Consider the following 14,624-nt stretch of genomic DNA (forward strand, 5'->3'; position numbering starts at 1 on the left):
AGTCCCGTACACGAAACACTTCCAGCTTCGGACGGAGATCGGCGCATGGCCATCCATCCTGTCGACCAGCGGCTCCCATTTGCCCGCCAGTCTGCTTTTGCTCTTCAGCACGTCCTCATCATGTACACCGGCTGCATCACGGTTCCGCTGGTTTTCGGTGCCGCCGTAGGGCTGGACCGCAGCACAGTCGCGATGCTGATCAGCGCGGACTTGCTCGTTGCAGGCATCATCACGATCATTCAGAGCCTGGGCGTCGGGAAGGTCGCCGGTGTCCGGCTGCCGATCGTCTGCGGGGCGACCTTCGCCGGGCTGACGCCGATGATTCTGATCGCCAAGGAGTACGGCCTGCAGGCGGTGTACGGGTCCATGCTGGTCGGTGGCGTAGTCGGCATTGCCTTGGCCGTGCCGTTCGCCAAGATCGTCCGATACTTCCCACCCCTGGTTACCGGCGTCGTCCTCACAGTCATCGGCATCTCGTTGATCGGTGTCGCAGGAGGACTGATCGTCGGAAACGACCCCACCTCCCCGTCGTTCGCCGACCCGAAGAATCTGGCGCTGGCTGCCGCAGTCGTTGTGGTCGCGGTGGCCTTCATCTGCCTCGGCCGCGGGATGTGGACGCAGCTCGGTGTACTGATGGCGCTTGTGATCGGCACCGTGATCGCCATCCCGATGGGCCTGATCGATCTGAGTGGCGTCGGCGGCTCGGCCTGGGTGGGCTTCCCGATGCCGTTCCACTTCGGCGCTCCGGAGTTTCCCGTCACCGCCGTGGTGGCGATGAGTATCGTCATGGCAGTCGTCTTCGCAGAATCGACGGCGAGCATGCTGGCGGTCAGCGAGATCGCCGGAAAGCCCTTGAAGAAAGCAGATCTCGCACGAGGGCTGGTGGCCGACGGGATGTCGGGAGTTCTGGGCGGAATCTTCAATGCCTTTGTCGACACCGTTTTCTCGCAGAATGTCGGCGCCGTTGCCACGACCCGGGTGTACAGCCGGTACGTGACCGCTACCAGCGGTGCCATTCTGATCGTCCTCGGCCTCATCCCGCGAATGGGTGAAGTGGTTGCAGCCCTGCCTGATCCGGTGGTCGGCGGTGTCGGAATCATCTTGTTCTCCACTGTCGCCGTGGTCGGAATCAACACGCTGCGCAAGGTCGATCTCAGCGACCCGATCAACACCACGATCGCCGCTGTATCGGTGGGGATCGGTATTCTTCCGGAATTTGCGGAGGGGATGTTCGAGCGATTCCCCTCCTCGGCTCAGATCCTCCTCGGTAGCGGCATCACCTTGGCTGCGGCCTCGGCCTTTTCGCTCAATCTGCTGTTCAATCACACCCGACTCGGTGAACTCGCGAGGCGATCGCGAGAGAGCCTCCATGCCACTGCAAAATCTGAACCCGCCACCAGCTCTGCAGGAGACGCCAGTGTCACAGTCCCAGTCTGATCCCTTCGAAGTGCCCGTCGTCGACATCTCGCCTTACGTGCTCGGTGGTGCCGACCAGGACAAGGCGCGAGTGGCTGCCGAAGTCGACCATGCTTGTCGGACTGTAGGTTTCATGCAGATTCGGGGCCACGGTGTTCCGGCCGCTGTTTCTTCCGGCCTCGCCGAAGCGATGGACGACTTCTTCGGGCTGCCGATGGAGACGAAGTCGGGCTACCGAATCGAGGGCGCGAATCGTGGGTACAGCCCGCCCAAGAGTGAGTCGCTGAGCCTGAGCCTCGGCGTCGAATCCGCGACCAGAATGAACGACTTTTTCGAGGCCTTCAACGTCGGAACCGAAGCCCGATCATTCACCGAACTCGAACTGTCGGAGGACGATTACGGAATCAACCTGTGGCCCGCAGTGTCTGGTTTCACGGAGCGGGTGGAGAATTACTACGCCCATGGCGAGCGGGTGGCACGCACACTGACCACCATTTTCGAAGACGCGCTCGGGCTGACCCCAGGATTCTTCGAGTCGATCACCGACCACTCCATCGACGTACTGCGGATGAACAACTACGCGTTACCCGAAGGGACGGTGACGTTGGACGGTGAGTTGAAGGGGATGGGCGAACATACCGATTTCGGGCTGGTCACCGTGCTGTGGGCGGATCAGGTCGAAGGTTTGCAAGTACTCGGGAGCGACCGACGCTGGCACGATGTCTGGCCGCACGACGGCGCGCTACTGGTCAACCTCGGGGATCTCACCGCGCGACTGACCAACGACAGGTGGATGTCCACGCTGCACCGAGTTGCGCCTCCGGTGGTGAACGGCACCATCAAGCGCCGGCGATCGGCGGCCTTCTTCCATGACGGAAACGTCGACGCGGTGATTGCGACCTTGCCGAGTTTTCAGGACGACTCCGGCTTGGAGTACGAACCCATTACCGTTCGCGATCACATCAAGGCCAAATTGGCCGGGTCGAGGCAGGGGAAGTCCAACGCCGCCGCAGGTCGTGAGGCGGCTCGGGTACTTTCGGCTGCAGAGCTCGAGGTCAAGCAGTGAGTGCACGGAACATCGTCCTGATCCACGGAGCATGGGCCGGCGGTTGGGTCTGGGATCGTGTGTGTGGCCCACTGAAATCGGCCGGCTTCAATCCTGTTGTGGTGGAGCTTCCCGGCTCGGGAAGTTGGAACTCAGACGACGTGATCGATCTCGATGTCGTTGCCGAACATGTTGTGGCAGTTGTCGAGTCCTTGGACGGGCAGTGCGCCCTCGTTGGTCACTCCGGCGGTGGCATCGTGGCCTCACAGGTGGCTGAGTTGCTGCCTTCGCGGGTAACGGGTCTTGTGTACGTCGCAGGGATGATGCTTCCATCGCAGACGGACTTCGGGATGCTCTGCATCGAACTCGGTCTGGAAAGTCCGGTCGGGATCTCACGTTGGTTGGTCCCCGCCGACGACGGGGATGCGACGGTGGTACCGCCCGAAGCCGGTGCCGCTGTGTTCTTCCACGAAGCGCCGGTGGCTGATGCGATCTTCGCCGCGCGCATGCTCGTTCCACAACTGGAGTCAGCCCGCCTGATGGCACCGGTCTGGACGGAAGAGCGATTCGGAACCGTGCCGAGGTTGTATGTCGAATGCACGCTGGATCGAACCGTGCCGATCGAGGCTCAACGCGCCATGCAGAGACTTGTCCCCGGTGCCCAGGTGGTCAGCCTGGGCACCGACCATGCACCGCAGTTGTCGGCGCTCCCGGAGTTGATCGACGCGATCACCGATTTCGCCCGGCAGGTGTTCAGCCGAACTCGACCCCTTGAGCCAGCGGAAGCTGGTCCGAGTAATTGACGGTATTGGTGGCTCGGCGCATGTATGCCTTCCACGAATCCGAACCCGACTCGCGTCCGCCGCCAGTCTCCTTCTCCCCGCCGAATGCGCCGCCGATCTCCGCACCGGACGTTCCGATGTTCACGTTCGCGATGCCGCAATCGGAGCCGTCGGCGGCGAGGAAGTGCTCTGCTTCTCGCTGATCGAGTGTGAAGATCGAGGACGAAAGTCCTTGAGGCACGCCGTTGTGCAGCGCAATGGCGTCGTCGAAGTCGGTGTAGGTCAAGACGTAGAGGATGGGTGCAAAAGTCTCCGCCCGCACCACCTCGGTCTGTGCGGGCATACGAACGAGGGCAGGTGTCACGTAGAACCCGGAATCGCCGACGCGGTCCCCGCCACACACCACAGATCCGCCGTCCGCGCGTGCGGCCGAGAGCGATTTCTGCATCGTCTCGAACGCGGCTTCGTTGATCAGCGGCCCGACCAGAACACCGGAATCGAAGGGACTGCCGACCTCGAGCTGTGCGTACGCGGCCGCAACGCGCTCGACGACGTGATCGGCGATCGACTCGTGCACGATGAGCCGACGAAGTGAGGTGCACCGCTGCCCCGCAGTTCCGGCGGCGGAGAACACGATTCCGCGTACGGCAAGCTCGAGATCTGCCGACGGTGTGACGACTGCGGCGTTGTTGCCACCCAACTCGAGGAGGCTTCGCCCGAAGCGTTCGGCGACCCGCGGAGCCACCGCGCGGCCCATTCGCACGGAACCGGTGGCGCTGACCAAGGCCACCAGTGGGTTGACCACCAAGGCCTCACCGACATCGCGTCCGCCGATGATCAACTGGTGCACGTCGATCGGTGCATCACAGTCGGCGAGGGCGCGTCGGAGGAGGGCGTCACATGCCAGCGCGGTCAACGGAGTGGTTTCCGAAGGCTTCCAGACGACGGAGTCGCCGCAGACGAGAGCGATGGCGGTATTCCACGACCACACCGCGACGGGAAAGTTGAACGCGGAGATGACCCCGACAACGCCGAGAGGGTGCCACGTTTCCGTCAACCGGTGTCCGGGACGCTCGGACGGCATGGTGCGTCCGTAGAGCTGCCGGGAGAGACCGACGGCGAACTCGCAAATGTCGATCATCTCCTGTACCTCGCCGAGAGCCTCCGAGGTGACCTTCCCGGCCTCCAACGTCACGATCTCCGCGAGGTCATCCTTGTGCTCGGTCAGTAAGCTGCCCAGCCGGCGTACGACCGCGCCGCGCGCCGGAGCGGGAACGGTTCGCCAGGTGAGGAACGCACGATGAGCCGCCTCGACGGCGTCGTCGACTTCTCTACCGGAGTGCTGCCGAACGGTACGCAGTTGCGTACCGGTGATGGGGGTTCGTGCGGTCAGGTCGCCGGCGGGCCACTCGACACCGCACGCGGCAAGGGCGCTTTCGGCGCGATCGGCGAGGCTCGAAGAATCAGGCAGGTTCACTGGGGAGTCCTCTGTTGTTGTGGGCGGGAGGCAGCACCGCACGTGACGCCTCTTGTTGTGCGCGGTACAGCTCGAACGGATCTTCGATGGTGCGGTCGACGGCGCCCTCCAATCGATCCTGCCCGTATTCGGCGCCGGGCGCATCGGAAACGAATCCGGTCACGGAATCGAGATTGGATGCGAAGATCCCGGCCGCGGAGGCAGGTAGGAAGTCCTCGTAGACGATCGGGTCGCGGACGACAACAGTTCCTTCGGTTCGGAACGTGAAGTACGCCAACCCCGCGGCATCGAGTTCGCTTTCGGAGTGCGGAAATTCGCTGTCCCAATCGGCGTCCTCGGGCGTGGCGATCAGTCGGTCGTAGATCGCTCGCCCGCTGCGGGTCAACGCGATTCCGCGTGCCTCCACCTCGCCGAATCTGACGCGGACGGGCTCAGTGGTGACCGATCCGTCGTGCTGACGGAAGAGTCTGTCTTCGGCCAACGCACGAAACGACGTCTGCCGCAGAAGTAGTGGTGGTCCGCTCCATCTCGGCGGGCCTTGGATGCGGTCGATCATGGTGATACCGCGCTCGGTCATGCGGCGGTACAACTCGTCGATGTCGAGCACTCGCGGGGTGAGGTGATTGACGTGGGTCGAGCCCTGCCCCGCAATGTCTGCAGCGACAGGCGAGATTGCGGCGAGTTCGCGGTACCAGCCCGCGTCGATGGGATCGGTGCCGAGCCGAAACGCCGAGGTCGCTGCATCGACGAACTGTGTCGCCTCGGGCTCCGTCAGGCCGCCCTCGCGACTCGATTGACGTGCCCACTGCAGAAGTTCGGGAGAGAACAGGGTCCGGCGACGCAGAAACCCGGTGATCCGACGCTCGAGGTCGGTGTCGAAGAACCTGGAATCGGAACTGGTCAGCACCGAGGTGAAAACGCGGAACGGGTTCCGGGCGAGTTCGGCGGGATCGGTGGGGCGAAATGCCGTCGAGACAACGGGAATGGGGGAGTCTGTGAGCCGGAGGTCGTAATAGCCGACCGGAAACATACCGAATCCGCCGAAGACGGTGGCTACGTCACGTAGTTCGTCGAGAGTCCCCAGTCTGATGGCGCCGTGACGCTCGGCGCTGACTCTCGCCAGGCTGCCCAGGCGCTCCGCAGAATCCGGATGTTCGGCGGCAAAATCACGGTTCACCTGCATGGTTACATCTACCAAGGTGTTGTAAGCGGGGACCTCGTCGCCATACATCTTGGCGAGGGCCGCTGCGAACCGTGCACGTAGCTCCCAGGTTTCAACCATACGAATGTCCGATTGCGTTAGCCTGCGCAGGTGCGAGAAACAGAAACCAGTGACGTTGCCGGTGTTCCGGTCGACGAAACCGATCGACTCTTGATGCGTGAATTGGTCTTGGACGGCCGTGCCACTCTCGCGAGTCTTGCTGAGAAGGCTGGACTCTCGATCTCCGCAGTCCAGTCGCGAGTGCGTCGTTTGGAATCTCGCAAGGTGATCCGTGGGTACTCCGCGAAGATCGATCCGGAGGCACTCGGTCACAATCTGTCCGCATTTGTCGCCATCACTCCTCTCGATCCCTCGCAGCCCGACGATGCGCCTGCCCGCTTGCGTCATCTGCCGGCGGTCGTCTCGTGTCACTCGGTAGCCGGGAGCGAAAGCTACGTCCTCCTGGTCCGGGTGGCGTCACCTCGGGCGTTGGAGCGATTGCTGCAGGAGATCCGTACGGCAGCCAACGTCAACACACGAAGCACCATCATCCTACAAACTTTTTACGACGAATGACGCTTGTTCAGTAACTTTTACGGTCCTCTATCGACACTCCCGGAAAATTGACATAACCTTCGCGTATGAGTACTGCGATGCGAGACTTCGGTGACAGTGCGCTCTTTCCGGTCTACGACGTGTTGAAGGCCAGCATCCTCGTCGACGGATTCGATCTGATTCTCGACGTCGAAGGGTCGCGGGGTTCCTATCTCCGTGACCTGCGAGACGGAACCGAGTATCTGGACATGTTCGGTTTCTTCGGCTCTTCGGCCCTGGGTATGAATCACCCTGCGATCACAGGCGACGAGGAGTTTCAACAGGAGTTGGCTGTCGTGGCCTCCAACAAGCCGAGTAACTCCGACATCTACACCGAACCCATGGCGCGCTTCGTTGCGGCTTTCGCTCGGGTACTGGGGGATTCGGCACTCCCACACTTGTTCTTCGTCGACGGCGGAGCCCTGGCGGTGGAAAATGCACTCAAGGTTGCCTTCGACTGGAAGAGTCGGTGGAACGAAAGCCGTGGGTTGTCAGCAGATCTGGGGACAAAGGTCCTGCACCTGACCGAGGCTTTTCACGGCCGCAGTGGCTACACGATGTCGCTCACCAACACCGAACCGGGCAAGGTCGCGCGATTCCCCAAGTTCGACTGGCCACGTATCGACTCGCCGTACCTGGCAGACGGCCGCGATGTCGAAGCTGCGGAGAGGGAAGCTCTCGATCAAGCGCGCCGAGCTTTCGCCGACAACCCCGACGACATTGCCTGTTTCATCGCCGAGCCGATCCAGGGCGAGGGCGGCGACCATCACCTCAGGCCGGAATTTCTGCAGGCGATGCAGGAGTTGTGCCACGAAAACGACGCCCTCTTCATTCTCGACGAAGTACAGACCGGTTGCGGAATCACCGGAACTGCCTGGGCCTACCAACAATTGGGTCTGAGTCCGGATGTGGTGGCGTTCGGCAAGAAAACGCAGGTGTGCGGAATCATGGCCGGCGGGCGCGTGGATGAAGTGCATGACAACGTGTTTCACGTCAGTTCTCGGATCAATTCGACGTGGGGTGGCAACCTCACCGACATGGTTCGTGCCCGGCGGATACTCGAAGTCGTCGAGCAGGACCGACTGATCGACCGCGTGCGATTCACGGGTGCGCATCTCCTTGCCCGGTTGACCGAAGTCTGCGGGCGGTACGCGGCGGCAACCGAGCCGCGCGGTCGTGGCCTCATGTGCGCGATCACTCTGGAAGACAGTGACCTTCGCGATCGCGTCGTACAGCGACTGCGTGAAGACGAGCACGTGATGATACTGCCTACCGGGAAGAGGGGAATCAGATTCCGGCCCGCGCTGACGGTGACCACCAGTGAGCTGGACGACGCGGTCGACGCGGTCGAGCGCGTGCTCGCACGCGAGACCTAGGGCCTCTGTAGCTGTTCCCACACTCGATCCGGTGTCATCGGTGTGGAGTACATACGCACTCCACACGCGTTGGCAATCGCGTTTGCCAACGCCGGTGCTACAGGATTGAAGGGGGCCTCACTCATCGATTTCGCGCCGAAAGGCCCGAGCTTGTCGTACGTGTCGGCAAACAGTACTTCGGTGATCGGCAGATCCCCGATCTGGGGAACGTGATAATTGCGCAACTGCGGATTGATCACCCGACCTTCTTCGATGACGATCTCCTCCGACAGCGCAGCGCCGAGCGCTTGTCCCACACCGCCTTCCACCTGCCCTCGCAGTTGTGCCGGGTTCATGACAGTGCCGGCATCGGCGGCCTGAACCGACTGCAGGATCTTCACCCGGCCGGTGTTCGTGTCGACGGCAACGCGAAAACCGTGAACGTTGAACGAGACCGAGCGCGGTGTCCCGTCGTGGCGACCGTCAGCGGCGAGCGGGCCACCTTCGAGTAGCGTCGCGAAATCGAGGCAACCGTGGGACGTTTCGACACCGTCCGGCGAAAGGTCGTCGATCTGCGCGCCGCGACCGCTCGATCGCACCGCACGGGTCAGTATCCGCTCGCGAAGGCGCTCGCAGGCGATCAGGAGCGCCTTTCCGGCGACCACCGTTCCTGTCGACCCGAATGCTCCGGTGTCGTATCCGCCGGCATCGGTGTCGGATTGAACAATCGTGATGCGATCGACTGTCGTCCGCAATTCGGTGGCCGCGATCTGCTGGTGAATCGTAGTGGTTCCGTTGCCGAACTCAGCGGTGCCGATGTTCACGACGTACCGACCGTCGGCCTCGAGTGCGACGGTGGTGTCGGAGAAGTGACCACGCGGCGGGATCGTCGCGATCATGGCAATTGCCATGCCCCGACCGATCTGCCAACGCGACCCAGCCGGTGCAGCCTCTCCGCGTCCGCTCGACAGTGCACTGTCGACGAGGTCGATGCACTGGTCCAGTCCGTAGCTGCCGAATTCGAGATCACCGTCTTCGACGTGCCAGTCGACAAAATCGTCTCCGGGAACGACGACGTTGCGCCGCCGAAACTCGAAGGGGTCCATGCCGAGACGATCCGCGAGCTGATCCATGGCCGACTCGACGGCGAAGATGATCTGGCCGAGCCCGTAACCACGAAAGGCCCCGGAGGGAACGTTGTTCGTGTAGACCGCTTCGGCGTCGACGCGTTTGGTCGCAGCGCGATAGACCGCCATGGATTCGGCGCACCCATGGAACATGACTCCGATCGAATGGTTCCCGTACGCCCCCGCGTCGGAAAGCACGTCGATAGCGAGCGCAGTGAGAGTTCCGTCGGCGTCGGCTCCCGCACGCACCGATACTCGCATCGGATGCCGTGACGGTGCGATGGTGAACTGATCGCTTCGGCTGAACTCGTAGGCTACGGGCTTGCCGGTCTTCAAGACGGCCAGTGCGACCAGATCCTCGGTGAGTAATTCCTGCTTCCCGCCGAAACCCCCGCCTACCCGTTTTGCGAACACCCGGATTCGGCTGCGATCGAGATCGAAGATGTGGGCCAATTCGTCCCGAACCAGAAACGGCACCTGTGTGCTGCTTCTGATGACGAGACGGCCCTCCTCGTCGAGCCACCCCACTGCGCCGTGAGTTTCCAAGGCCACGTGCTGGACTCGCGCAGTTTTCCACGTACCTTCGACGACTGTAGTCGCATCTGCGAGCGCACGGTCCAGATCGCCGACACCATCGTGAAGCGCGGCAACCACGTTGCGGGGGGCCTCGGCGATCCGCGAGCTCTCGTCCTTGTCGCCGTGCAGGAGTGGAGCGCCGGGGGAACGCGCCAGATCTGGTTCGAATACCGCGTCGCGTACCTCATAGTCGACTTCGATCAGCGAGAGTGCACGTTCCGCCTGCGTCGGGGTTTCGGCGATGACCGCGGCTACGCGCTGGCCGCGGAAACGGAGGGTGCTGTCGAACACGCGCGTGTCGTCCGGATCGTCGTTGCGGTCCTCGTGCCGGGCGGTCGAGAACAGCACGTCCGGACTGTCATGAAAAGTGAGGACCGCGGTGACGCCCGGCGCCGCTTCGGCTGCTGCCGTGTCTATCCGGCTTATGTGTGCGTGTGCGTGCGGACTGCCGAGTACTGCGACGTGAAGCAGGTCGACCGGCTTCTCACCCGGGGAGAAGTCCATGGTGTACTGCTCGGTTCCCGTGACGATGCGCGCGGACGCCGGTGCTGCGATCGAACGCCCTTGTGCCCCGCCTATTTTGGCGGTCTCTGTATTGGATGTACCGGCGAGAGCGTCACGAATGGACCGATAACCGGTGCAGCGGCACAGGTTACCTTTCATCGAGCACGCGAGATCGGATTTTTGCTCGACCGACAACGCTGATGCGGTGACTACCATTCCGGCTGTACAGAAACCACATTGGAATCCGCCCGCGTCCACGAATGCCTGTTGAATGGGGTGAAGTTTCTCCGGGGTTCCGAGACCGGAGGCGGTGACGACGTCGCGGCCGTCGATGCGATGGGCGGGAAATATGCACGAATGGGTGGGGTGTCCGTCGACCAGCACCGAGCAGGCGCCGCAGTCTCCGGCATCGCACCCCTTCTTGACGGAGTTCGCTCCGTGCTCGCGGAGGAAGGTTCGCAGGCACTGTCCTGGGCGGGCCTGGTCGTCGCGCGGAACTCCGTCCACCGAGTACTTCATTCCAGTTCACCTCGGATTTCTTCGGCAAGAAGCTCGGTCATCGCCTTCCGCCACGGCGCAGTTCCATGGACATCGGTGAAGTAGGCGTCTTCCGGAATCCTGCTGCGCAACGCATCCGCAAGTGCTGAGGCGTCGGGGAGTTCGTCGAATTTCAGAGCGTACGGACGGCGGGTCGCGGCGGTGATCGCCAGCGTGAAACCGTCGGCGCCGCAGCGTCCGGCCACGGCTACGGCCGATCGCCCGAGTGACGTCTGAGCCAGCTTTCGCATCGCGGTACGTGCAGTCAATGCATGCACGGGAATCCGGACACTGCGGATGATCTCACCGGACCTGAGTACGTTTCGAGAATCGTCGATGACGAAATCGACTACGGGGAACGAGTATTCGGTACCGTCCGGACGCCAGATCGTCAGTTCGGCATCGAGAGCGGTACACAGAGTCGTCATCGCTCCGGCCGGGAAGGAGAGCGCGATGTTGCCGCCGACTGTCGCGTATCGCAACACCTTCCACGATGCGAGTAGTGCGTCAGCGCAGTGTTGGAACAGCGCTGCGGCGCGCCAGGATGCGGGAAGTTCGGCGCGGCACAGTTCCTCGATGGTGCAGGTGGCCGCGATCTCGAGACCGAGATCGCCGACCGCCACAGCTTCCCAGTCGAAGCCCGCAAGGTCGACAAGGGTGGTCAGGTGCGGCTGCGGTTCCGAGTACAGCCAGGTGCCGCCACCGATGAACCCGATGCCGGGTGACGCACAGGGGAGTTCGGCGCGGGTCCGCGGCACCAGAACTTCGTCGACGCTGTGCAGGTCCATCGCGACCTCAAGCCTTTCCGAGTAGATCGCGGTGTGCGCGTGCGACATCCGAGGCCACGACGTCCTCGTCGACGGTGGTGACTCGTCCGTCGGCAACTACGATTCGCCCGTTGACGAGCAGTAACTTCAGCGGGGGAGTCGAGCCGAGTACGAGCGCCGCCACCGGATCGGTGATGCCGGCATGCGCGACGGTGTCGAGTTTCCACACCGCCAGGTCGGCAAGTTTTTCGACCTCGATCGATCCGATTTCGCCCTCGCGGCCCAGAACTCGTGCGCCGTCGATCGTTCCCAATTCCAAGGCTTTTCGCACCGTCATCGTCTGCGGTCCGCCCTTCGCGCGAGCAAACAGAAGTGCATGACGAGACTCCTCGATCAGGCTGCAAGCTTCATTGCTCGCCGCGCCGTCCACGCCGAGCCCCACGGTGACCCCGCCGTTCACCAGATCGGCGGCACGGGCGATACCGGCTCCCAGGCGCGCATTGGAGGTCGGGCAGTGCGCCGCCGCAGTTCCGGTTCGCGCCATCGTCTCGATACCGGCGTCGTCGAGATGGACTGCGTGGGCGTACCAGACGTCCGGGCCCACCCAGCCGACTCGTTCCATGTATTCGACCGGCGTGCAACCGAAATGCTCGCGGCAGAATCTCTCCTCGTCCAGTGTCTCGGCCAGATGCGTGTGCATACGCACGCCGTTTTCGCGGGCCAGCGTCGCGGACTCGCGGAGCAATGCCTCCGTCACCGAGAAGGGTGAGCAGGGAGCTACCGCGATCTGCAGCATCGATCCGGGATTCGGGTCGTGCCAACGGTCGATCACCGACTGCGTGCCGGTCAGGATGTCATCGAGTTTTTCCACGACGTGATCCGGTGGCAGGCCGCCGGAACTCTGGCCGAGATCCATCGACCCACGGCACGGGTGGAATCGAAGGCCGACCTGCGCAGCCGCGGTGATCTCGGCCTCGAAAACGTCGCCGGCGTCGCGGGGAACGACGTAGTGGTGGTCGGTGGTGGTCGTACATCCGGTTTTCGCCAACCACGTGAGGCCGCCGGTGGCCGCCACGTGGACGGCGTCGGCGTCGATACCCGCCCAGACGGGGTACAGGGTGGTCAGCCACTCGAAAAGCGTCGAGTCCGCGGCCAGGCCTCGGGTGATCCATTGGTAGAGATGATGATGTGTGTTGACCAGACCCGGCGTGATCAGGCAACCACTCCCGTCGATCACTTGCGCACCCGGGTATTCGGGTGGCGTTCCGGCGCCGACGTCGACGATCTTGTTGCCCGAGATCACCACATAGCCGTCGGAGTACTCGGAGCGGTCGCCGTCCATCGTGACCACATGAGCGCCCGCCACGACGAGTGTTGCCCCGAGAACTGATTCGGTCACGACAACCAACCGGCGTAGGTGGTCCACGACGGTCCCGCGTCTGGTGCGTCGGATCGGCTGACCGCAGCTTGGATCAGGCCGTACGGACGATCTGCAGCGTGGAACACCTCGTTGTCGTTCTCCACTCCGAAGCGGCCGAGTGCATATTCGAAATGATGCTTGTTGGGTGCGGACAGTCGAACCTCCGCGATGATCGGGAATTCCTCGAGGATTGCCTTGCCGATGTGGAAGAGCGTCTGCTGCAGGGCAAGTGAATGTACCTGTGCGAACTGCTTGACGATCTGTGCCTTGATGCCCGTGTAGACCGATTCCCAGTCGACGTCGGTGGTGACGAATCGCCACTGGGCGACCAACGTCGTCGCCATGACGCGGTCGTCGGTCGGCTCGAGAACGGTGTACGGATCTTCGAGAAAACCCGAGAACTCACTACCGGTCGATTTGAGGATCACCAGGTCCTTCAGGCCGCCGATCACCCATGTCCCGGTATCGGCGATGGTGATCGACGCCGTCCGAACTTCCTGACCCTTCCGAATCCAGGTGTAGTCGTGCTCGCTGCCGTCGACAATCGCACGCTCCCAGGCGTATTCCTCGATCTCGATCCGCGCGCCACTGACCGGTTCGATGTCGTCGACGAAATGACGGGCGAGTTCGAGTCCGTACGTCTCGATCGAGATCAGACCCTTTTCCTTGGCGTAGGAGTAGGCCGTTTGTTTCTGCGTGTCGGTCGGCAGAACCTTCGATTGATCACCGGTGAGGTACGCGTCGGCGAAATCTCCACGCAGGCAGGTGGAGACGTTGATGTCGTGAATTTCGTGACGGGGGGTGTCTCGATAGATTCGGACTACTCGATTTTCCGCTTTGCCGTACTGGTGACCCGATAGTTCGATCGATCCGCTCAACCGTTCGGTGTTCGTACTGCCGGTTGTGATGTTGCCGGTCGTGATGTTTTCGGTAGTCACGTGTTCAGCTCCCGCGATAGGTGGAATAAGCAAAGGGAGACAGCAACAGTGGGACGTGATAGCCCCGTGCCGTGTCGTCCACCCGGAAGGTCACTGTCACTTCCGGGTAGAAGTTTTCTTGTCCGTTGGTCTCGAAATACGTTCCGGTGTCGAAAGTCAGGGTGTAGTGACCGGCGGTCAGGCCACCGGGAGCAAGTTCGGGGATGCGGCCGTCGGAGTCGGTCTCCGCAGTGGTGACGGAGGCGCCGTCTCGATCACGAAGTTCGACGCGAATCCCCGCCGCGGGGTTGCCCGTCGTCGCGTCGAGAACGTGCGTGCTGAGGGTCTTGCTCATGCTGTGCCTCCGGCGAGTGCATCGATCAGACGGGCGAGTCTGATCCGATTGATGGCGGCCAATTCGGTTCGAAGCACGGAACGCTCGGTCGCCGGGTCGTTTCGGAGACGACCTCGAAGGATGTCGAGGAGCTCCGTTCCAGATTTCCCCGACGCGCAGACCAGGTAAACATGGCCGAATGTCTCTTCGTACTCGGCGTTCTTCCGTCGAAGTTCCGCGAGTACGTCTTCTGTCGCCGACGAGACTCCCGACTGTTCACGGGTAGAGGCCGCGCTCTCGCTTCGCTCACCGATTCGTGGGTGGCCGGAGAGAGCGTCGTCGATCTCGGACTCGGGAAGCTCGGCCAGCACCGCATCTGCTTTGTCGAACAGAGCTTCCAGATCGGCGAACGGGCGAGACGAGGCGATTTCCTGTGCCCACACGGCGGAATGGCAACACTCGAGCAGCGCCGCGACTGCCTGGTGGTCACCGAGCGCATCGAAGGCTCCGAGACCACTGGAATTCGTTGTAGGCATGTCCACAGGATTACTTGAGCATGTTACGGATCTGTA

General features: G+C 62.5%; 13 protein-coding genes. 5 read left to right on the forward strand and 8 right to left on the reverse strand.

Annotated features, from left to right (window positions below):
• The first annotated feature begins 45 nt into the window (after positions 1-45).
• Genes P0M12_RS22785 through P0M12_RS22795 form a run of 3 tightly spaced genes read left to right on the forward strand, consistent with a single transcriptional unit; the run spans position 46 to position 3,264 of the window.
• The gene (locus P0M12_RS22785) at positions 46-1,437 is read left to right on the forward strand and encodes a nucleobase:cation symporter-2 family protein (protein ID WP_277376864.1); all 1,392 of its coding nucleotides are present in this window, start codon (positions 46-48) and stop codon (positions 1,435-1,437) included.
• Positions 1,418-2,482, forward strand: coding sequence for a 2-oxoglutarate and iron-dependent oxygenase domain-containing protein (locus P0M12_RS22790; protein WP_042449601.1), 1,065 nt, complete (start codon positions 1,418-1,420; stop codon positions 2,480-2,482). Before P0M12_RS22785 ends, P0M12_RS22790 begins: the two co-directional genes overlap by 20 nt.
• On the forward strand, positions 2,479-3,264 hold the full coding sequence (locus P0M12_RS22795; protein WP_030535042.1) for an alpha/beta fold hydrolase: 786 nt from the start codon (positions 2,479-2,481) through the stop codon (positions 3,262-3,264). The genes P0M12_RS22790 and P0M12_RS22795 overlap by 4 nt, the downstream gene beginning before the upstream one ends.
• Here the strand turns inward: P0M12_RS22795 and P0M12_RS22800 are convergent.
• Both P0M12_RS22800 and P0M12_RS22805 read right to left on the reverse strand, forming a co-directional pair.
• Entirely contained in the window at positions 3,215-4,720 is a 1,506-nt protein-coding gene (locus tag P0M12_RS22800; protein WP_277376866.1) for an aldehyde dehydrogenase family protein, read from the reverse strand. The genes P0M12_RS22795 and P0M12_RS22800 overlap by 50 nt on opposite strands.
• Positions 4,707-6,002: a VOC family protein gene (locus tag P0M12_RS22805; RefSeq protein ID WP_081557646.1), complete on the reverse strand. Its 1,296-nt coding sequence runs from the start codon at positions 6,000-6,002 to the stop codon at positions 4,707-4,709. The genes P0M12_RS22800 and P0M12_RS22805 overlap by 14 nt, the downstream gene beginning before the upstream one ends.
• A 30-nt stretch (positions 6,003-6,032) precedes the next feature.
• On the opposite strand from P0M12_RS22805, the gene P0M12_RS22810 reads away from it, so the two are divergent.
• Both P0M12_RS22810 and lat read left to right on the forward strand, forming a co-directional pair.
• Complete coding sequence (locus tag P0M12_RS22810; protein WP_003940830.1) at positions 6,033-6,497, forward strand: Lrp/AsnC family transcriptional regulator; 465 nt, start codon at positions 6,033-6,035, stop codon at positions 6,495-6,497.
• 65 nt (positions 6,498-6,562) lie between these two features.
• Positions 6,563-7,891: an L-lysine 6-transaminase gene (lat, locus tag P0M12_RS22815; protein WP_277376867.1), complete on the forward strand. Its 1,329-nt coding sequence runs from the start codon at positions 6,563-6,565 to the stop codon at positions 7,889-7,891.
• On the opposite strand, the gene P0M12_RS22820 is transcribed toward lat, so the two are convergent.
• From P0M12_RS22820 to uraD, 6 genes are all read right to left on the reverse strand, one after another.
• Complete coding sequence (locus P0M12_RS22820; RefSeq protein ID WP_277376868.1) at positions 7,888-10,596, reverse strand: molybdopterin cofactor-binding domain-containing protein; 2,709 nt, start codon at positions 10,594-10,596, stop codon at positions 7,888-7,890. The two genes, lat and P0M12_RS22820, sit on opposite strands and share 4 nt — an antisense overlap.
• A complete protein-coding gene (locus P0M12_RS22825; RefSeq protein ID WP_277376869.1) occupies positions 10,593-11,402 on the reverse strand; it encodes an FAD binding domain-containing protein in 810 nt (269 codons plus the stop codon). The genes P0M12_RS22820 and P0M12_RS22825 overlap by 4 nt, the downstream gene beginning before the upstream one ends.
• A 7-nt stretch (positions 11,403-11,409) precedes the next feature.
• A complete protein-coding gene (locus P0M12_RS22830; RefSeq protein WP_231917462.1) occupies positions 11,410-12,723 on the reverse strand; it encodes an 8-oxoguanine deaminase in 1,314 nt (437 codons plus the stop codon).
• A gap of 53 nt (positions 12,724-12,776) precedes the next feature.
• Positions 12,777-13,679 carry a factor-independent urate hydroxylase gene (gene pucL, locus P0M12_RS22835; protein WP_065352890.1) on the reverse strand — a complete coding sequence of 301 codons (903 nt, stop codon included), beginning with the start codon at positions 13,677-13,679 and terminating at the stop codon, positions 12,777-12,779.
• A 64-nt stretch (positions 13,680-13,743) separates the two neighbouring features.
• Entirely contained in the window at positions 13,744-14,073 is a 330-nt protein-coding gene (gene uraH, locus P0M12_RS22840) for a hydroxyisourate hydrolase (RefSeq protein WP_007727227.1), read from the reverse strand.
• Entirely contained in the window at positions 14,070-14,588 is a 519-nt protein-coding gene (gene uraD / locus P0M12_RS22845) for a 2-oxo-4-hydroxy-4-carboxy-5-ureidoimidazoline decarboxylase (RefSeq protein ID WP_030535033.1), read from the reverse strand. Before uraD ends, uraH begins: the two co-directional genes overlap by 4 nt.
• Positions 14,589-14,624: the final 36 nt, after the last annotated feature.

Source organism: Rhodococcus sp. RCBS9 (assembly GCF_029457415.1).
Lineage (GTDB): Bacteria > Actinomycetota > Actinomycetes > Mycobacteriales > Mycobacteriaceae > Rhodococcus_F > Rhodococcus_F qingshengii.

Coding starts and splice junctions, on each gene's coding strand:
- P0M12_RS22785 (WP_277376864.1), top strand. CDS start 46: ATGGCCATCCATCCTGTCGACCAGCGGCTCCCATTTGCCCGCCAGTCT.
- P0M12_RS22805 (WP_081557646.1), bottom strand. CDS start 6,002: ATGGTTGAAACCTGGGAGCTACGTGCACGGTTCGCAGCGGCCCTCGCC.
- lat (WP_277376867.1), top strand. CDS start 6,563: ATGAGTACTGCGATGCGAGACTTCGGTGACAGTGCGCTCTTTCCGGTC.
- P0M12_RS22820 (WP_277376868.1), bottom strand. CDS start 10,596: ATGAAGTACTCGGTGGACGGAGTTCCGCGCGACGACCAGGCCCGCCCA.
- P0M12_RS22825 (WP_277376869.1), bottom strand. CDS start 11,402: ATGGACCTGCACAGCGTCGACGAAGTTCTGGTGCCGCGGACCCGCGCC.
- P0M12_RS22830 (WP_231917462.1), bottom strand. CDS start 12,723: ATGGACGGCGACCGCTCCGAGTACTCCGACGGCTATGTGGTGATCTCG.
- uraH (WP_007727227.1), bottom strand. CDS start 14,073: ATGAGCAAGACCCTCAGCACGCACGTTCTCGACGCGACGACGGGCAAC.
- uraD (WP_030535033.1), bottom strand. CDS start 14,588: ATGCCTACAACGAATTCCAGTGGTCTCGGAGCCTTCGATGCGCTCGGT.